Below are 20247 nucleotides of genomic sequence, written 5' to 3' on the forward strand. Positions count from 1 at the left end.
GGCGTGTTTATGTCCTGCCTTCTCAACTGAGAAACGGCTTGCTGTAAGGTAAGCCATGTGGGGGTGAATGGGGTTATGAACCATTATCTGCTGATTGTTGACGGCCAACAGCCACATTATGCCACTGATGTATTCACATCAAGTCCCTTCCTTTTTAATATGAATTCATTTCGATGTTACCTGCAACATATACGCAGGTGATATTGAGTTGGCATCATATAGTCACATAGTAAGTATACTGTTTAGTTTCTTCTAAACGTTCCTATAATTTAAGAGCATGCTGTTCCCTGACATTTTTTAATGCGCAAGATACGCACGATAAAACAGTGCCTTGGGTTATTGACTTTACAGGTGAAGGCAAACCTCAACTCCATGAAGGAGACTGCCATGAATGATAATATCGCTCGTAAAATGCGACAGACCTATAACATCGCATACTGGGGTGGCAACTATTACTATGTCAATGATCTGGGTAATGTCAGTGTTTGTCCAAATCCTGATTTACCGGGGGCTCAAGTTGAACTCGCTGATTTGGTGAAAAAAGTTCAGGAAGAAAAAAAACAGTTACGTTTGCCCGCATTGTTTTGTTTTCCACAGATTTTGCAACATCGCCTGCGTTCCATTAATGCTGCCTTTAAACGTGCACGTGAATCTTATGGTTACCAAGGGGATTATTTCCTGGTATACCCGATTAAGGTGAATCAGCAGCGCCGTGTCATTGAAACGTTGGCAAATGCAAATGAACCGGTCGGGCTGGAAGCCGGTTCTAAGGCAGAACTCATGGCTGTATTGGCCCATGCCGGCATGACCGGCACAGTGATTGTCTGCAATGGCTACAAGGATCGCGAATATATTCGTCTGGCACTGATCGGTGAAAAACTGGGACATAAAGTGTATCTGGTCATCGAGAAGATGTCTGAAATTGAAATGGTGATGGAGGAAGCCAAACGCCTGAATGTGATCCCTCGTTTAGGGGTGCGGGCACGTCTGGCATCTCAGGGGTCGGGGAAATGGCAGGCGAGTGGCGGTGAAAAATCAAAATTTGGCCTGGCTGCTGCGCAGGTATTGCAATTGGTTGAAATGCTGCGTTCTGCGGGGCAATTGGATAGCCTGCAACTGCTGCATTTCCATTTGGGTTCTCAATTGGCGAATATTCGTGATGTGGCGACAGGTGTACGCGAATCAGCCCGCTTTTATGTTGAATTGGCGAAACTGGGTGTCAACATTCAGTGCTTTGACGTTGGCGGTGGTTTGGGCGTCGATTATGAAGGAACCCGTTCTCAGTCTGAGTGCTCGGTTAACTACGGTCTGAATGAATACGCGAATAATGTCATTTGGGGCATTGGTGATGCGTGTGAGGAACATAGATTACCTCATCCGACCGTGATTACGGAATCCGGCCGGGCATTGACTGCCCATCACACGGTTTTAATTTCCAATGTGATTGGCGTTGAACGCAACGAGTTTACTGAAACAACACCGCCGGCAGAAGATGCGACACGTCCCCTGAGCAGCTTGTGGGAAACCTGGCTGGAAATGCAGTCTGACGGTAACCGCCGTTCCCTGCGTGAATGGTTGCATGACAGCCAGTTTGACCTGCATGAAGTGCATACCCAGTACGCCCATGGCATGTTGAGCCTGTCAGAGCGGGCATGGGCTGAAGAACTGTACTTAAACATCTGCCGCCATATTCAGCAGGATCTTGATCCAAGCAACCGCGCCCACCGTCCGATTATTGATGAATTACAAGAGCGAATGGCTGATAAATTCTATGTGAATTTCTCGTTATTTCAGTCTATGCCGGATGCGTGGGGCATCGATCAGTTATTCCCTGTCCTGCCCATTGAAGGATTGGATAAGCCACTGGATCGCCGCGCAGTTCTGTTGGACATTACCTGTGATTCTGATGGCACGATTGACCATTATGTTGATGGTGATGGTGTCGCGACAACCATGCCAATGCCAGCTTATGATCCGGATAATCCGCCACTGATAGGTTTCTTTATGATCGGTGCCTACCAAGAAATCTTGGGTAACATGCATAACCTGTTCGGTGATACCGCCGCCATAGATGTTTATGTATCGGAAAAGGGTGAAGTGACATACCAGCAGAGTGAGGAAGGTGATTCCGTCGCCAATATGCTTCAATATGTCAAACTGGAGCCGAAAGTGTTGCTGACCCGCTTCCGTGATCAAGTGAAATCAACTGATCTGGATGAAAACTTGCAAGAGCAGTTCCTGCAAGAGTTTGAAAGTGGCTTGTATGGTTACACTTATTTGGAAGATGAGTAGTTTTCTGGCGTAAATAAATCCTGCGCTTCTATCAGGCATGTTGAATGCATGACATGTTGAATGGATGAGCACAGGGTCTTTGAGGATATTTCATGAGTATTAGCTCCTTAGGAAACCAAATTGATAATTCTTTGGTTTCAAATGCTTTCGGTTTCCTGCGTTTTCCATTGAATTTTCAACCTTATTCAAGCGATGCAGAATGGGTCATCACGGGGGTGCCTTTCGATATGGCAACTTCCGGGCGTGCAGGCAGCCGCCACGGACCGGCCGCCATTCGTCAGGTGTCGACTAATTTGGCTTGGGAAAGCAGCCGTTGGCCATGGAATTTTAGCTTGCGCAAGCGCCTGAATGTCGTGGATTGTGGCGATCTGGTATTTAACTTCGGTGATGCCCAAGACATGAGCGATAAATTGCAGGAACACGCTGAAAAAGTATTGGCATCAGGCAAGCGTATGCTGTCTTTTGGTGGCGACCATTTTATTACCCTGCCGTTATTGCGTGCCCACGCGAAACATTTTGGCAAAATGGCACTGATTCATTTTGATGCTCATACGGATACTTATCCGAACGGCAGTAAGTTTGATCACGGCACGATGTTTTTCCATGCACCAAATGAAGGTTTGATCGACCCGCATCATTCGGTACAAATTGGCATTCGCACTGAACATGATACGGATAATGGGTTTACCGTGCTGGATGCCGGTCAGGTGAATGATCGCGGAGTGGATGATGTTGTTGAGCAAATCAAAACAATTGTGGGCGATTTGCCTATCTACCTGACTTTTGATATTGATTGCCTTGATCCTGCATTTGCGCCGGGGACAGGAACGCCAGTCATTGGTGGCCTGACGTCAGATCGCGCTTTAAAAATCGTGCGTGGCCTGCAACCATTGAATATCGTCGGAATGGACGTCGTGGAAGTCGCTCCGGCTTATGACCAATCTGAGATTACCGCGCTTGCAGCCGCGACAATTGGTCTGGAATTGCTTTATTTGCAAGCGTCAAAGAAAGCACTCTGATGCCTTAATCTGATCGTTTTTTCGAGGCTCGCTTTTTAGGTGAGCCTCAGAATTCATTTTTTACTTCAATCGACTCTTTTCAAATCCTTTCTTTCAAATCTTTTCTGTCAGACTCATTGTTTCAAAAACAGTTCTTTCCGGATAATGCCTGCTACTCCACAATGTAAGTCAGCACTTGCTGGTGGGGCATGAGGGCAAATTTTCCATGAAATTGTGAATCTGCCCGATACTGTTCCGATAACGTTTGCAGTAATCTGATGTTCACTGTGTGATTGTTGCAGTCAATTGAAGTCACCTCCGCAGCATGAAAATCAAAAAAGCGTTTTACATGGGGATAAAGTGCCTTAAATAAACTTTCTTTGATAGAGAAGGCGAGTGTAAACGCCTGCTCGAAAGACAATGTGCATTTCTTCAATAAAGTGATTTCAGCATCCTTGAGAATACTGGCTGAAACATTTTTGATGGTATCTGCATTTATTTCCTGTTCGATATCCGCACCAATGATTTTGAAATTGGCATTGGGAGCGGCGAAGGCAATAGTGCAGTTGGTGGTATGGGAGATAGAGCCACAAATGTCATCAGGCCAAATGGGAGAACGATCAGGCGCATTCATCACTTGAAAGTCAGGATAACCCAGATTATTCAAGGCCTGCTGTGTGCAATAGCGCGCAGCCAGATACTCCGCCCGCCGTTTGTTCACGGCGTTCTGTAATTTATCCGGAAACGAGATGCCATGTTCAACAAACAAATTATCTCGATAGCAATCTTGATTAAAATGAGCCAGCATGATTTGAACATCGGGGTGCTCAGGCAGTGAACCTATGTGTAGGTCGGTGAAAAAAGGATCATTCACTGCAACGGCTTGGGTAAACATGATTTTTTTCATCATCGGAATTTTATTGCTGATTATCATTGTTGGGTAGCGGGTTATTATGATGTTCAGGACAAAACCTGGCACTGTTCCCCAGAAACTTAACGTGGCTTAAAACCAACGGATACAGCCCGCACTCAGGCGAGCGGCATTAACATTCAAATGGTGGGTTAATGATACGATCCCGGGGCCATATGCCAATTGTTGCTGGTAACCTTGTTATCAGAATGGCTTGGTCGGCAGATATTTACCATCAAAAGTAATCACTGCGCGCTCACCACCATTGGGATCGGTAACCTTTTTAATATCGACTTTGAAATCAATGGCACTGATGATGCCATCGCCAAATTTTTCATGAACCAGAGCTTTCAGCGTAGTGTTGTAAACTTGCAGCATTTCGTAAAAACGATACATCGTTGGGTCGGTAGGAATGCGATCCTCTATGCTGCCCCGAACAGGAATAGCCTGTAGCAGCGCCACTTCATCATTGTCGAGATCCAGTTTTTTGCCAACAATCTTGGCCACTTCTTCTGGCAGGGGGTGTTGTCCCAGAATAGCCGCGGTGACGAAGACTTCCGATAAACCGGTGCCATCAGCAATCTGGGCAAATGAAAGATCTTTCTTTGCCTTGATGGCGATAATTTTGTCAGACAGCGCCAGACGGGTTTCACGGTTAATTTGTGACTGAATCATGGAGATACCTCTTTTTTTACGGTTGAATTGATATCAATGAGTTATGGGTAGGTACGGATTTATGGGTTCTTAGCTAATTCACTGATCCCAATAATGGCTCACAGTGAGAGCATTCAATCCGAATTGGGTGAGCTGTTTGATCGCTAAACGAAAAAAATCCCCATCGGGCTGAATGAGGCCAATCATAACACCAATACTGAGCAATGAACGCCGCCTAGTGCAAAAAACCGGTCAGAAAAATCACGATAAAAATCATGCAGAAGAAAAACGAAAGGCGAGGCGACCTTAACCCCAAAACAAGGGCAGATTGGCAATGATGCGGACGACAAAAACGCGTGATATTCCAGAGCCATCACGCTGCATCTTGAAATCCATTGGGTATATACTCTTTATTGCCATCATTTTATTGTCATCATTTTTTAAAAGAGGTCAGTGTGGAAATATTAGTAACAGGCGGAATGGGATACATCGGCAGTCATACTTGTGTTCAAATGATTGAAGCCGGAATGACTCCTGTCATCATTGATAACCTATGTAATGCCAATCGTGAGGTTCTGGCTCGAATTGAAGCGTTAACAGGAGTTCAGCCACTGTTTTATGAAGGTGATATCCGTGATGAGCCATTTCTTGATGCCATTTTTTCCCGTCACCAAATCCGGTCGGTCATTCATTTTGCAGGCCTGAAAGCGGTTGGGGAATCGGTTGCCAAGCCTATCGAATATTATGACAACAACGTCAACGGAACATTAGTGCTGGTACGCAGTATGAGCAAGGCGGGGGTAAAAAGCATTATTTTTAGTTCGTCCGCGACAGTGTATGGTGATCCTGATGTCATGCCAGTGACCGAACAATCTCCGGTCGGCAGTACCACAAACCCTTATGGCACCAGTAAGTATATGGTAGAGCGTTGCTTGTCTGATCTGCATTATGCAGAAAATGATTGGTCTGTCGTATTGCTGCGTTACTTTAATCCGGTGGGGGCGCATCCTTCCGGGACAATGGGGGAAGATCCACAAGGTATTCCCAACAATTTAGTCCCTTATATTGCTCAGGTGGCGGTCGGGCGCCGGGAAAAACTGTCTGTTTATGGAAATGATTATGCAACGCCGGATGGAACGGGTGTTCGTGATTATATTCATGTCATGGATTTAGCGGACGGGCATATCGCTGCATTGAATGTGGCTGGCAAGAAATCGGGTCTGCACATCTACAATCTGGGCACGGGAAAAGGCACCAGTGTGTTGGAAATGGTCGACGCTTTCAGTCGTGCATGTGGTACAACCCTTCCTTATGAAATTTGTCCCCGCCGTCCGGGAGATATCGCTGAATGCTGGTCAAGCCCGGAAAAGGCTGAGCGGGAATTGGGGTGGAAGGCAAGCCGCACTATTATCGACATGACCGCAGATTCATGGCGTTGGCAATCCCAAAATCCGGATGGCTATAAAATGAAACAGTAATACAGCCATGATGTGTTAAGTTGTTGGTTGGTGTGGTGATGATAGAGAGCGCCCAGTTATGCCAAAAATGCCATTTAATCCGGTTGATTGTCCACACAGACGATATAACCCTTTGACAGGGAAATGGATCATTGTTTCGCCACACCGAGCCAAACGACCGTGGAGCGGGCTCAATGAAAAACCTCTCCACACCACATTGCCAAGCTACGATGAACACTGTTTTCTATGCCCGGGCAATATCAGGGCTTCAGGTCACATCAATCCAAATTATAAAGATATCTACGTATTCCAGAATGATTATTCTGCCTTATTGCCGGATTTGCCCGATTTACAGAAATTACAGAATAGCTATGGGCAGCCTCCTGCTGATAATCCTTTGTTCAAGACTGAGCCGGTGAGTGGCCTTTGTCGCGTCATCTGTTTTTCTCCGGATCACAGTAAGACATTGCCGGAGTTGCCACTGAAACAAATCCGCCGTGTCATTGATACGTGGAATGAACAGATAGAAGTGTTGGGGCAGCATTATATTTGGGTACAGGTTTTTGAGAATAAAGGGGAGATGATGGGGTGTTCTCAGCCTCATCCCCACGGGCAAATATGGGCCAGTGATTTTCTGCCGGATGAGATAGCCAATAAAGATAAATTGTTGCGGCAATATTACCATCAACAAGGGGCCAATTTATTGATGGATTATGTTCAGGCTGAGCGGAACGATGGTTCCCGAACAGTGGTGGAAACAAAACATTGGCTGGCAGTTGTGCCTTATTGGGCAATGTGGCCGTTTGAAACGATGTTATTGCCGAAAAGCCATGTTCGTCGCATGAATGAACTGACGGAAGGACAGCGCGATGATTTGGCGATTGCCCTCAAAAAACTGATCTGCCGATACGACAATCTGTTCCAATGTGTCTTTCCGTATTCAATGGGCTGGCATTTCGCACCTTTTTTTAATCATCAACGTCATATTCATCATCAGGCTCAGGAAGATCGCCTTGAGCATTGGCAGTTACATGCGCTGTTTTATCCGCCGCTATTGCGTTCCGCCACTGTCCGTAAATTTGCCGTAGGCTATGAAATGTTGGCTGAACTCCAGCGTGATTTGACGCCAGAACAGGCAGCAAGGCAATTGTGCAGTGTGAGTGATATCCGTTTCAACGCGCGCTGATGCTTGATACAGCCCGCTTATTGAGGGAAGGTATTGTGATTGAAGCATTAATTCAAAAGGTAGCAAGATCTTTCAATGCGTATTTTCATTATCCTCCTGCCCATTTTTTTCAGTCGCCGGGGAGAGTGAATTTAATCGGTGAACATACGGATTATAACGATGGTTTTGTTTTGCCTTGTGCAATCAGTTATTACACGGTTGTTGGCGCCGCCAGGCGTGAAGATACCAAGATCCGGATTATTGCCGTTGATTATCACAACGAATGTGATGAATTTGATCTCTCTGAACCGGTACTTTTTCAGTCGGGGAAAATGTGGGCAAATTATATTCGGGGCGTAGTCAAGTCTCTGGCAGATGGCGGTTATGCTTTCAAGGGGATGGATATCGCGGTCAGCGGCAATATTCCACAAGGTGCAGGATTGAGTTCGTCAGCATCGCTGGAAGTCGTTATAGGCCAAACAATTAACGCCTTGTATCAACTCAATATCAGTGCCAAAACAATTGCATTGCATGGGCAGCAATCGGAAAACCGGTTTGTCGGTTGTCATTCCGGCATCATGGATCAATTAATTTCGGCCTGTGGCACAGAAAAACATGCCCTGCTGATTGATTGCCGCTCACTGGAAACGCAGGCAATACCGATGCCGGATAACATGGCAGTGATGATCATTAATTCCAATAAACCCAGAAAACTGGCAGGCAGTGAATACAACACGCGCCGGCAACAGTGTGAAGAAGCCGCTTGTTTTTTCGGTGTGACAGCATTGCGCGATGTTTCCTTTGATGAGTTTAGTGTCAGGCAGGCGCAGCTTAATCCGTTACTTGCCAAACGTGCCCGTCATGTGATTACCGAAAATTTGCGTACCTTGGCAGCCGCTGATGCTTTGAGGGCGGGAAACTTGTTGCATTTGGGGCAGCTTATGGCGGAGTCTCATATTTCCATGCGGGATGATTTCGACATTACGGTGCATGAAGTGAATGTGTTGGTGACGATTGTAAAAAACGTGATTGGTGAGTATGGTGGAGTTCGGATGACTGGCGGTGGTTTTGGTGGTTGTGTCGTGGCACTGTTTCCCCCTGATTTAGTGGAAAGTGTAAAACGAGCCATTGAGCACCAATATGAAGCAAAAACAGGCTTGAATGCGACGGTTTATCACTGTCAGGCTGTCAATGGAATGTGTCCTGCCTCCCCCCTTACTTTCTGAATTTTGTCTTTCCAATATAAAACCTGATATTAACCATGATGAAAGGAGTATGTTGTGAATTCAAGCCTACAGCAAATAGCGTTTCAGCAACAGTGGTCAAACGTTGATGACTATCTTGAAAAAGTACTGTTACATCCATCCCCTAATCTTGATAAAACACTTGAATACAACACCAGCCAAGGGCTGCCGGCCATTGATGTTTCCCCGTTGCAAGGGCAGTTTTTGCATATGATGGTGCAAATCAGCGGTGCAAAACGCATTTTGGAATTTGGCACATTGGGGGGATATAGTTCTCAATGTATGGCCGCTGCATTGCCTGACGATGGCTTGCTGATCACCTTAGAAAAAGAGCCGGAAGTCGCTAAGGTGGCCCTGCATAATATTGAAAGGGCACAACTTGATCACAAAATCAGAATCATCGTGGGAGATGCGAGCAAAACATTGCCAACGTTGGCGGAAGAAGAACCCTTCGATTTGATTTTTATTGATGCTGATAAGGAAAGCAGCTTGCTCTATCTGGACTGGTCCATCAGGCTGGGAAGGCCGGGAAGCATTATCATCATCGATAATGTGATCCGCGAGGGGGCTATTTTGCATGAACAGCGTGATAAATCTACAGACGGTATATGTCAGGCGTTGGAATCCATGCTTAAACGTCCGGAAATCACTGTGACAGCCTTACAAATGGTAGGCAAAAAAGGTTGGGATGGTTTTGCTTTATTGCGGATAAATACGAATAAATAATTTGCCAAATAAATTTTAAATTTCAGAAAACGGTGGTTTACAAAAAGGGTGGTTTGCTTTTTGTAAACCACCCTTTGAGGATATAAAACTATTGATAACCGAAAAGGAAATTTATTTACGATTTGGGTTTTTCTGACTTGTTTTCTGATGCTGGGGAACGTGCAGATAGGCACGCCTTACGTTCTTCCGCTCTCCGTTTTTTAATGATTTCTGCTGTTTCATCTATGGCGGGAAGGGGAAAGCCCATATCATCATAAGCCCCAAAACCCATTAAACGATAACCGCTCAGTGGTGACTCCATCGGGACACGAAATTCTTTCTTTTCCCCTGGTGCCAAAGGCTCAAATGAATGTACGCTTAATTTACCGGGCTGACATTTAGCGCTGAGGGACAATATCGCCAGATAGCCTCCTGCTACAGGTGCATCACCTTTGTTTTGCAACGTCCCTCCGACGAAGAATTTCCCATTGGCGCCCAAGCCCATGTGGAATAACAAATGAGCTTCGCCTTTGGCCCATGACGTTGACGTAAAAAGGCTGCCAGCCAATAGCATTGCACCATATGTGTAACCACGTAATTTCATATTTTGTTCCCTTGTTGGTAAGTATCTAACATGAAATAGGTATTGCAGCGGTCAGCAAAAAAATCAAGTTATCGGACTTAGTCTGCGCATCGTCTTTTGTTGGTTATAAATTGATACAAGAATCAATGTCATCATTTTTGATGACCCTTTTGAATACTTCAAAATCCAATCTGGCAATGTAATTGATTAAATAGTGGCTGCATAGTGGGCCATCTGAGATGTCGATCTGGGTTTGAGATTCAAATTCTTGAATGTTCGCCAATGATGAATATGCCAATGTTTCAGGGGGAAGTTTAGGAATAATATCATCTACATAATTGAATACAGAGAAGTGACTGAAATTCTGGGTAAGGTGTTGGGAAAACTCACTATTTCCTGGTCTGGGGCAAGCAAATAAACAGGCTGAATAGTGAGGGGACACGGGGCCAATTTCATACATGAGATAGGAAGCAAGAGCTGCACCAAGACTGTGAGCTGTGATTGTACACCGGCTATTAGCGCCCACCAATTGAGTGATTGCTTCTGCCAGTTTGAGATTACTGTAATTATCGGGAAATATGGGATTCACAGGGATTAATTTCATCGAGTCATAAATGCTGAAAAATCCCCAGCTAATCGCTATTGCCGGATAGTTGGGCCATGGTGAAGTATGGCCAATCAGGCCGTCATGAATATCTTCCAGCAGGATGCTTGGATCGGTTCCCCGTATGGCAACAACATATTGGTTCAGTAATGCGTTCTGTAACTGATGTTTTTTGGCGACATAGCCATAGCAGACATGTTCCGGTAGTCCTTCTTTTTTGCGGGGTTCTACTGAGAAGGAGGTATCATCGGCCGAAATGTATGCTATCACTTCCCATCCATCTTCATTAATGCGCAGGTCAGCAGGAGGGGTGGGGTTATTGTAATATTGAACATTCATCTCAGCTGCATACAACACTAATGCAGCAAAGTTGGCAGCTTGTTGGTATGTATACATCTTGCCCCCTTTTTTATTTCAGCAGTTCCAGCCTGAACAAGATTGACGTTTTTTTCATCCAGTTAACCTCAGTTTTGTTTAAAGTAGTGACAATCATTATCTATGATTATTTGAAGTGTGTCTGATTTATGGCGTTATAGTCAGAATCAAGTATAGATTAGGAGCCTGTCTTTTGCGGGATAACGATAAGACAGTGCAACCGATGATATTGGTGAGATGTGTTGACAGGTTTGCCGAGGGCTGGGTTCTCCGTCACCCAGCGGATTAAAGATGTAAATTCTGCATCAGATAATCGATAAAAACCCGGCATTTCAGGCGAATGCGGTGATCACCGACAAAAACGATGGTGATGTCTTGCTTTGGCAGGGTGTAATCGGGAAATAGCTGGATCAGCTCACCTTTTGCTATTTCTGTTTTCACTAACCACTCCGGCAAAATGGAAATGCCCAGTCCGGCCCGAACCATTGCCTTAATGGATAAGGCTGAGTTCGAATGAAACCGTGCTACGGCACGAAGATCAAATGTTCCGTGTTTATCGTTGTGCAATGCCCACTGTGTTGGCATCGGTAAGTTACTGTTGGCAATCCACGGGGCAGAATTCAAATCGTTAAGCGACTGAATTGAATTGTTTTTGAGCCACTCTGATGAGGCGACCATGATAACGGAATAATTGCCGAGCTTTCTGCTTTTTAACGCCGAGTTACGTAAGGTTCCCAGACGAATAGCCAGATCAAGCCTGTCTGAAATTAAATCATTTAATGATGAATCAGCGTAATAGTTGATATCTAAGCGCGGGTGAAGTTTACAAAACTCACCGATTAATGGCATTAAAAATTGCTCGCCAAATTCCGCCGTGGAGGTAATGCTCAGGGTTCCGGACAAAGAATGATGGCTTTCAGAAATGTTTTCAATGGAGGTCTGAATATTCGCAAATATTTCCTGAAAGTCGTTGTACAGCACTTCACCCGCTTCTGTCAGTGTAATGCCCCGCGTGTTGCGGATAAGCAGCGGCACATTCAATACTTCCTCCAGCGATTTGACATGAATGCTGGCCATCGCTTTGCTGATGAACAACCGTTCAGCTGCACGGGTGAATGAGCCACAGTCTACGACCGCGATAAAAGTCTGAACTCTGTTTAAGTAATTAAAAAACATAAATTGTTAAATATTAGTAAACAACGAATTTAATTTAAATTAATCGACACTACCGGTCAAGCCAAATTAGACTTTGATTAGGAGGTGAAAATGACATATCGCTATCGTATTGCCCTGATTTTTTTAGCGGGTTTTTTCATTGATTGCATAAATATTTTTATGTCAGCCATTGCATTGCCTGATATTTCTCGCGAACTGAATATTACTGAATCCAGTGTCGCCTGGGTAGCAAACAGCTATATTCTGGGACTGACGCTGATTATTCCACTCAGTACTTGGCTTGCGAGTCATTTTGGCGCCAGATTGACGATGGCGGCTTCCATGGCAATATTTACGGTAGCTACCATACTGTCAGGTCTTTCCAGTGATTTTGCCTCGTTGATCCTGTTCCGGTTTATTCAGGGGATAGGAGGTGGCCTGCTGATCCCGGTAGGTCAGGCGCTGACGTTTGGACTGTTTAAAAAAAATGAACGGGCCAAAATATCGACACTGATAATGGCTGTCGCGTTGATTGCGCCGGCCGTTTCACCGGGGGTTGGCGGGGTCATTGTTGATCACTTTTCCTGGCGCTGGGTTTTTCTCTGTAATATTCCTTTCAGCCTGATTACGGCGATATTGGCGGTTTGGTGGATCAAATCGGAAAAAACCACTGCGCGCCGACCCGATCTCACGGGGCTATTGCTGGTGAGTTCAGCACTTGCTGCGCTACTGGTTGCCATGTCGCTGTATGCCAGTGCTGCCAGCCATTGGTTGCCTCTCACTCTGGCCGGGGCCGGCATTGTCTTTAGCCTGTTTTATGTCAGACACGCGCGTCGTGCAGCCTATCCGATACTCGATTTGGATGTATTGAGCAATCCCCGCATGAGTTTCTCTATTTTGGTTTACTACGCTGTACCGGGTGTTTTTTCCGGCGTGAATCTGCTCAACATTTTCTTTCTACAGCAGGTGCTCGGTTGGGCTGCCAGTGAGACTGGGCTATTGATGGTGCTGTTTGCGGGGGGAGCGTTCTTTGCCATGATGGCTTGCGGGCGTTTCTATAATCGCATTGGTTCCACGCGGCTGTTTTTCATTGGCCTGACACTGCATGCCATCGGTATTGCTTTGCTTGCGCTGGTGGGCATCACACATGAACTGCCATTGCTGCTCATTGCTTACCTGCTGATGGGGACGGGAGGAGGCATTACGACCAATACCGCGCAAACCACAGCGATGCTGGATTTTGACGGTGAACATCTGGCGCGCGCCAGTACAGTCTGGAACCTGAATCGCCAGATGTCATTCAGTGTCGGTGCTGCGGCGTTTACTCTGATGTTTAATTTGTTGCAGCATCAGACCACCACGACATCGGCTTATCATTACACCTTTCTTATCGCTGCGGTGCTAGGACTATTGCCCCTGCTAAGGCTCATGCAACTTAATCAAAAAATGAATCAACAAACGGAGTCCCTATGAAATCAGAAAAAGAAATCATTGCTCATCGCAGTGTGATCGAGCTTCCCCAATGGATAGAAAAGGTGTTTACCGGCCATGCGGATTATCCATCTGCACTGGAAAAACTATTGAACAGTTTTACTCCTGATTTCAGGATGGTGACAATGGCAGGTCAGGACATTGGTTTCGCCGGCGTGGAAAACCTGTTTAGCAATAACATCGGTGCCCGGCCTCAACTGCGCATTAATATTGATGCCTGCGAAACGTTGGCCGAAAGTGCAGAAAGCGTAATATGTCGCTATCGCGAAACCCAGCATAACGAAGGAACATCACTGATTCGTTGGTCTTTGGTCATCATTGATATTCATGAAGGGAAACCTCTTTGGCGTTACCTGCATGAAACTGCGATTGTGGAATAGAAAATGAAGCAGTAAGAGTAAGCTTCGGTCATTGATATCATAAAAATAAGGGAGCAGCCCGAGCTCCCATGATATCTGGAATAAAAATATTATTTTCATTTTGAATGAAGTGGAATGATTTTGGGTTGGCTGGTCGTTTCTTTTTTGTAAAAAAATAAACTTGAATATTGTTATTTTAATAAGAATTTCTTAATCATTGACCAAATTAAATTTGGTTTAATGACCATTATCTTTTTTTGGTACCATATTATCATTTTATGAAAATCAATTTTAATAAAATATTATCGACAGGTATTAGGAACATATTCAATATGATGATCGTCGTCTGAATTAAATTTAATAGGGATAAGATGAATGTTTACGGTAATGATTGGAGTGCCGTCAATGTTTTTACTTGGTGCAACCTGACGAGTGCTGATTGCTACCGTTAATCATGTATTCTGAAAATAAAGAAACTAGTTTTCCGGTAAAAATTGAAACGGTAATGCGTTTATTGAATCAATTTCTTTAAATCCACGGATTTAAAAATTAATTGAATCCGATCTATTGGTAAAATTTAAATAAAGGAAATAATGATGTCATTGGAAATGGTTACTGCTTATCGTAAATCTAATGCACTATTTGCTTTTGTAAACAGCAAAGCCCCATTACATTTAAGTACCCAAGATGGTAAAACCGTGGAGGAACTTGCCCAGCTATGTCATGTTTATCAGGATAGATTCCATCGCTTATTGAGTTATATGCAGAAACTCAATGTGTTAACAGAAAAAGATAATCAGTTTTATCTGACGGAAGAATGGGCATCACTCAGTGATCCAAACAGTTTTGAAACGTTATATATCAAGTTTGAATTAGACCCCGTCTTCTGGAACGCCTGGTCACAATATGGCATTTCCTTAAGTAAAACAAATGACAAATCGGCTTTTGAACTGACGCATCATGAGCCATTTTTTGATTATCTCAATCAGGAGAGTAATAAAAAGATTAAAAAAACTTTTGATGATTTAATGGCAAAGTCGACCGATAGAATGAACAAAAGCATTATTGAACACCTCCCGCTGGATGGTATTTCCTCATTAATTGACATCGGGGGCGGGGTAGGTACTTTTGCAAAAAGTATAAAAGAACATTATCCACATATTCAGTGTCATGTTATGGATCAATATGATTTTTCCAGACAGGAATCGGAAGAAATTACGCTTATCAATGGCAACTTCTTTTCGAATGTTCCAACAGGGTATGATGCTTATTGCATAAAGAATGTTTTGCATGATTGGCCAGATAATCAAGTCATTGAGATCCTCAAAAATTGCCATAAAGCAATGGGGGATAATTCCGTTTTATATATTATTGATATGATTAAAGAACCCGATGACGAAGGGTCATTTGATTTATATATAGATACCCTGTTATTAGGGCGTAAACGGTATCAGACAGAATTTGAATTTGTGGCAACCCAGGCCGGGTTTTCTGTCACAAATATCTACAACCTGAATTTCTCTACGGTATATGGCAGCGAATATATTATTGAAATGAGAAAATGATTGAAATAAGAAAATAATTGAAATGGGAAAATGAATTTTTCAGAAGTGACTGCCGTGTTGTTATTGCCGCACTGGAGCTGCACGGCGGTTCAAAAAATTAGTCAATAAATGGAGTCTCTATGCGAGCAGAATCAGAAAAAGAATTAATTGCTCCTCATACTGCGCTCGAACTGCTCATCATGAATATCCACGCAGGGCAGCTGGTGCTAACGCATGAAACAGCCATGGTGGAATAACATATGAAGCAGTATCCGATAAGCAATATTCGAACTCTCAGTGACACCATCCGAGAATTCACGCTGGCGACGCCAGCGTGGGAGCTCGCAGCATTAACGCCCGGCAGCCACTTCCGCTGGCTGATGCCCGGCGAGATCGGGGCACGCCGTTATTCTTGTGTCATGTTTACTGCACCAGCAACCGCATTGACGTTCGCCATTAAATTGAATATGGCGGCTGCCAGCAGCCAGTATCTGCAAAGCCTGAAGCAAGGAGACAAGGTCAGTCTTGAAGGACCTTTTAATCACTTCCCGCAACTTATTGCACCAGCAGAAGGGCGGGATGTGGTGATTGCCGGCGGCATTGGAGTGACGCCCATTACTGGCATCGTGGCGCGTCTCATTGTCATGGGCAAGCACCCTGAATGCCACTATTTCACCGAGTCACGGGCACAGGCTGTTTATGCCACAGAACTGACAAATCTCGCAGGTTCATCTTTTCATCTGCACAGCTCAGAAGGCCAAAAATGCGACCTTGCCGAATTATTGGGAACTTTGCAGCCTGATGATCGACTGCATGTGTGTGGTTCTGAGCGCCTGCTCAGTGCTGTGCTGGATTACTGCGATGATTATCAGTTTCCGCGACAACACATTGCATTTGAACTTTTTACAACGCCATTCACAAAGGCAGATACGACTGAAGAAGGTTATGAAGTAGAGGCAGCAGAATCAGGTATCCGCTTGCAGGTAGCAGCAGGGCAATCACTGCTGGATGCCTTGGAATCAGCGGGGCTGGAGCCTTTGTATGATTGTCGGCGGGGCGAATGCGGCGTGTGTGCATTAAAAGTAATCGAAGGCGACGTGGAACACCGCGATTTCATCATGACACCGCAAGAAGCGGCCACTAGCGGAATCATCTATCCCTGTGTTTCTCACGCAAAGGGATGCTTTCTTAAACTAGAGTTGTGAGTTGCTTTATGACAAGAATTTCTTGGTTTCGTGGAGCGGAAATCCATAAATCCGCTTATCTTGATGAGGCCGTGTTCGCAATTGAGCAAGCGACCGTTTTTGTACAGAGTTGGCTCTATCTGTGTCACGGTAGCCAAATCCCCACCGCGGGTGATTACTTCACCACTGAATTGGCATCACAGCCACTCGTCGCGATCCGCCAGAAGAGTGGTGAAATCAAAGTACTGTATAACCGCTGCCCACACAAAGGCGTAAAGGTTTTGGCCGAAACCTGTGGCAACAGTGGGCGATTCCTGCGTTGTCCCTACCACGCCTGGACATTCAAACCTTCAGGTGAATTGCTGGGAATTCCGGTAAAAACTGAATATGATCCCGATGTTCTGTCCGGTTGCGAAGCGAGTGCCGGCATGAAAGTGGTTGAGAATGTTGTGTGTTACCGCGATTTTATCTTTGTGCGCCTGAGTGACCATGGCCTGCCGTTTGAGCGTTTCTTTGGTGATTCTCTCTCAACTCTGGACAATATGATCGACCGTTCCCCCCAGGGAACTCTGCGGGTAGTCGGTGCGCCACTGCGCCATCGCCACCACTGTAACTGGAAAATGGTGATGGATAACCAGACAGACACCTGTCATCCCATGGTCGCCCATGAATCTTCGGCTGGTGAAGCTATAAACCTCTGGGCACAAGCCCATCCACAACGTGTTCAGCCAATGGCTGTTGAGCTTTTTTCTCCTTTTATGTCTTCCCTCACATTTTTTGCCGAAATGGGGCTTCGGGTCTGGCCCAATGGTCACGGTCATACGGGCGTCAGTCATTCCATCCATAAAGATTATTCGGCGATCCCCGGTTACTGGGAAAGCATGGTGGAGAGTTATGGTGAGGAGCGGGCACAGCAAATTTTGAATGATACACGGCACAACACCGTGTACTTCCCCAACCTGATGGTTAAAGGGCCTATTCAGACATTACGTGTGATCCGCCCAGTTTCTGCCAGTGAGACAGTTGTCGAATCCTGGATACTGGAATTGATCGGGGCACCACAAAAGATGCTGGAGCGTACGGTGCAGTACAACAACTTAATCAATTCCCCCTGTTCGATGGTGGCGCATGATGATGTGGAAATGTATGAGCGCGCAACAATAGGCCTAAAAAGTCAGGCGAGTGAGTGGGTTAATATCGCTCGTCTCTATGAACCCGGAGAACGTTGGGATCGTACCTCTCAAATGTCAGGCACCAGTGAAGCCGAAATGCGGAATTTTTATGCCATGTGGCAACGTATGATGGAGGCAGGCAATGAAAAGTCATGATGTCATACAAACCCTGACCGATTTGATTTACCACGAGGCAGTACTGCTTGATGAACAAGATTTTGATGCCTGGTCTGCCCTGCTGGCTGAGGAATATACATGGTGGGTTCCGTTGCGGCACGATCAACCCAGCCCACAGACGGAGTCTTCCCTGGTGTATGAAGACCACTTTGTCACGCAGCTGCGCATTAATCGGCTGCGTAATGCGCGTAATTTCTCGCAGCAACCCCGAAGCCGTTCACAGCATCTGATCCAGCGCCCGGTTATCAGCTGGGTTGAGGGTGAACAGCGTGCCAGCGGCAACAGTCAAATTTTCTATAGTGAAAGCCGTGGTGATCGGGAGTGGCATTATGCCGCACGCCTTGAGCATCAGTTTCGTCTGCACGAAAGTCAGTGGCTAATCAGCGGGCGCAAAACCATTTTGCTTAACCTTGAGCGCCCTTTCGACAGTTTGCAATTGATTATCTGAGGCATAATCATGACAACGAATTATACTTCCTCAGCCCCGATCCGCGAATTTCCATTTATCGACACGTTTCCATTTATTGACACATTGTATGATTATGGTGCTTTCTTAGCGCAAGTTGAGTTGCAGGGTACGCTTGGACACTTACCTGAAAGCCGGAACCATCAGCATGTTGCCATTATCGGAGCAGGATTGAGTGGTTTGATTGCTGCCCGAGAATTGTTACGTGCCGGCGTCTGTCATATCACGTTGTATGAAGCCGAACCAGAACGCTATGGCGGGCGTTTGTTCAGCGAACGCTTCAATCCCTTGATACCGCAGTACATCGCAGAAATGGGAGCAATGCGTTTCCCGCCGACGGAAGTCGGGTTGTTTCACTACCTTAACCGGTTTGGCATTGATACTGCTTCCGTGTTTCCGGACCCGGGGATTGTGGATACTGAAATCCACTATCGGGGGGAAGTGTTCAGCTGGAAGGCCGGAGAGATGCCCCCGACGCTGTTTCAACGTGTCGATCATGGCTGGAAAGCGTTTCTAAACGAGGGCATTGAGTTTGATGACGGCCAGTGTCTGATGGCACCTGCGGCAGTGACGAAGGCTTTGCGTGAAGGACGTCTGGCAGAGGCGAAAGCGGCCTGGCAGCATTATCTGGATGTTTTTGGTGACAACTGTTTTTACTCTGCACTTGTGCGCATTTTCACCGGAAAAAAACCGCCAGGGGGGCAGCCTTGGGTGAAACCGGTCGATTTTGAACTGTTTGGTGCGCTTGGTATTGGCTCTGGTGGCTTTCAACCTGTGTTTCGTGCTTCATTTATTGAAATACTGCGTTTGGTAGTGAATGGATTGGTCGAAGACCAGCGTTTGGTTCCTGAAGGAATATCTTCACTGAGTGAACGCATGGGACAAGAGATCATCAATGGCCGCCCGCTGGCAGAGCGGATTCAGTATCAAAAAGTCACTCAGATTGTGCAACAGGAAAGCAATCGTTTTTTGGTGGTAACGGAGAAGGGGGGAACTGCGGCGTTTGATCGCGTTATTGTGACGGCTTCCACGCGTGCCATGCAAGTCTCTCTCCGGTTGTCTAAAGATCCACAGTGGCTGACGCCTGAGGTTGTCCGTGCGGTTAACGAAACACATCTGATTGGTTCATCCAAACTGTTTCTGTTGACCCGGGAAAAATTCTGGCTTAAAGAGAAATTGCCGCACACTATCCTGACGGATACGTTGTTAAAAGGGGTTTATTGCCTCGATTATCAGCCCGATGATCCCAATGGGCATGGCGTAGTGCTCATCAGTTACACTTGGGAAGATGACTCCCACAAGTTGGTCACGTTAAAGGATAAGTGTGCTCGTCTGAACCGGCTCGCTGAGGAGCTATCACAGACTGCCCCGGCCTTCGCCCGTCACCTTGTGCCGATGAACAACGATCCACGCTACATCCTTGAATATGACTGGCTAACCGATGCCATGGCGATGGGGGCGTTCAAACTCAATTATCCCGGTGAAGAACGCTACTCTGAAGCTTTATTTTTTCAGTTTCAGAGTGCCTGTTCACATGAAACCGATACTGGTATCTATTTAGCCGGTTGCAGCTGCTCTTTTACCGGCGGTTGGGCAGAGGGAGCTGTTCAGACCGGCATTAATGTAGCCTGTGCAACTTTATACAGTCTGGGGGGAACGTTACTGACCAACAATCCACTGACTGCCATGACCCACCATTACCATTACTGAAC

Annotated in this window: 18 protein-coding genes; 13 read left to right on the plus strand and 5 right to left on the minus strand. The window is 45.8% G+C overall.

The window, feature by feature from the left end; all coding sequences use genetic code 11:
• Positions 1-387 precede the first annotated feature (387 nt).
• Positions 388-2292: a biosynthetic arginine decarboxylase gene (gene speA / locus Xsze_RS08710; protein ID WP_038241985.1), complete on the plus strand. Its 1905-nt coding sequence runs from the start codon at positions 388-390 to the stop codon at positions 2290-2292.
• A 92-nt stretch (positions 2293-2384) separates the two neighbouring features.
• Positions 2385-3311, plus strand: coding sequence for an agmatinase (gene speB, locus Xsze_RS08715; RefSeq protein WP_038241982.1), 927 nt, complete (start codon positions 2385-2387; stop codon positions 3309-3311).
• Between the two features lie 151 nt (positions 3312-3462).
• On the opposite strand, the gene Xsze_RS08720 is transcribed toward speB, so the two are convergent.
• Complete coding sequence (locus tag Xsze_RS08720; RefSeq protein WP_244431883.1) at positions 3463-4185, minus strand: 4'-phosphopantetheinyl transferase family protein; 723 nt, start codon at positions 4183-4185, stop codon at positions 3463-3465.
• Positions 4186-4404: 219 nt separating this feature from the next.
• A complete protein-coding gene (cynS, locus tag Xsze_RS08725; RefSeq protein WP_038241979.1) occupies positions 4405-4875 on the minus strand; it encodes a cyanase in 471 nt (156 codons plus the stop codon).
• A gap of 434 nt (positions 4876-5309) precedes the next feature.
• On the opposite strand from cynS, the gene galE reads away from it, so the two are divergent.
• From galE to Xsze_RS08745, 4 genes are read left to right on the plus strand one after another with little or no spacing between them, the layout of a single operon-like run.
• On the plus strand, positions 5310-6332 hold the full coding sequence (gene galE / locus Xsze_RS08730) for a UDP-glucose 4-epimerase GalE (RefSeq protein ID WP_038241978.1): 1023 nt from the start codon (positions 5310-5312) through the stop codon (positions 6330-6332).
• Between the two features lie 58 nt (positions 6333-6390).
• Positions 6391-7497 (plus strand): UDP-glucose--hexose-1-phosphate uridylyltransferase, encoded by a 1107-nt coding sequence (locus Xsze_RS08735; RefSeq protein WP_038241976.1) that lies wholly within the window; start codon positions 6391-6393, stop codon positions 7495-7497.
• A 38-nt stretch (positions 7498-7535) separates the two neighbouring features.
• Positions 7536-8702, plus strand: a complete 1167-nt coding sequence (gene galK / locus Xsze_RS08740) for a galactokinase (RefSeq protein ID WP_038242067.1) — start codon at positions 7536-7538, stop codon at positions 8700-8702.
• A gap of 54 nt (positions 8703-8756) precedes the next feature.
• The gene (locus tag Xsze_RS08745) at positions 8757-9446 is read left to right on the plus strand and encodes an O-methyltransferase (RefSeq protein WP_244431882.1); all 690 of its coding nucleotides are present in this window, start codon (positions 8757-8759) and stop codon (positions 9444-9446) included.
• Positions 9447-9561: 115 nt separating this feature from the next.
• On the opposite strand, the gene Xsze_RS08750 is transcribed toward Xsze_RS08745, so the two are convergent.
• From Xsze_RS08750 to Xsze_RS08760, 3 genes are all read right to left on the minus strand, one after another.
• Positions 9562-10029 (minus strand): hypothetical protein, encoded by a 468-nt coding sequence (locus Xsze_RS08750; RefSeq protein WP_038241975.1) that lies wholly within the window; start codon positions 10027-10029, stop codon positions 9562-9564.
• Positions 10030-10132: 103 nt separating this feature from the next.
• The gene (locus tag Xsze_RS08755) at positions 10133-11008 is read right to left on the minus strand and encodes a lipase family protein (protein WP_038241974.1); all 876 of its coding nucleotides are present in this window, start codon (positions 11006-11008) and stop codon (positions 10133-10135) included.
• Positions 11009-11272: 264 nt separating this feature from the next.
• Complete coding sequence (locus Xsze_RS08760) at positions 11273-12163, minus strand: LysR family transcriptional regulator (protein ID WP_038241973.1); 891 nt, start codon at positions 12161-12163, stop codon at positions 11273-11275.
• A gap of 90 nt (positions 12164-12253) precedes the next feature.
• Between Xsze_RS08760 and Xsze_RS08765 the strand changes: the two genes are divergently transcribed.
• From Xsze_RS08765 to Xsze_RS08795, 7 genes are all read left to right on the plus strand, one after another.
• Positions 12254-13615, plus strand: coding sequence for an MFS transporter (locus Xsze_RS08765; protein ID WP_038241972.1), 1362 nt, complete (start codon positions 12254-12256; stop codon positions 13613-13615).
• On the plus strand, positions 13612-14013 hold the full coding sequence (locus tag Xsze_RS08770; RefSeq protein WP_038241971.1) for a hypothetical protein: 402 nt from the start codon (positions 13612-13614) through the stop codon (positions 14011-14013). The genes Xsze_RS08765 and Xsze_RS08770 overlap by 4 nt, the downstream gene beginning before the upstream one ends.
• Before the next feature lie 575 nt (positions 14014-14588).
• Positions 14589-15557 (plus strand): methyltransferase, encoded by a 969-nt coding sequence (locus Xsze_RS08775; protein WP_038241970.1) that lies wholly within the window; start codon positions 14589-14591, stop codon positions 15555-15557.
• Between the two features lie 239 nt (positions 15558-15796).
• A complete protein-coding gene (locus tag Xsze_RS08780; protein ID WP_038241968.1) occupies positions 15797-16741 on the plus strand; it encodes a flavin reductase family protein in 945 nt (314 codons plus the stop codon).
• Positions 16742-16749: 8 nt separating this feature from the next.
• Entirely contained in the window at positions 16750-18048 is a 1299-nt protein-coding gene (locus Xsze_RS08785; protein ID WP_038241960.1) for an aromatic ring-hydroxylating dioxygenase subunit alpha, read from the plus strand.
• Positions 18035-18517 carry an aromatic-ring-hydroxylating dioxygenase subunit beta gene (locus Xsze_RS08790; RefSeq protein ID WP_051462630.1) on the plus strand — a complete coding sequence of 161 codons (483 nt, stop codon included), beginning with the start codon at positions 18035-18037 and terminating at the stop codon, positions 18515-18517. Before Xsze_RS08785 ends, Xsze_RS08790 begins: the two co-directional genes overlap by 14 nt.
• Before the next feature lie 9 nt (positions 18518-18526).
• Entirely contained in the window at positions 18527-20245 is a 1719-nt protein-coding gene (locus Xsze_RS08795) for an NAD(P)/FAD-dependent oxidoreductase (RefSeq protein WP_051462627.1), read from the plus strand.
• Positions 20246-20247 lie beyond the last annotated feature (2 nt).

The sequence above is a fragment of the Xenorhabdus szentirmaii DSM 16338 genome (genome assembly GCF_002632585.1).
In the GTDB taxonomy this organism is placed as follows: domain Bacteria; phylum Pseudomonadota; class Gammaproteobacteria; order Enterobacterales; family Enterobacteriaceae; genus Xenorhabdus; species Xenorhabdus szentirmaii.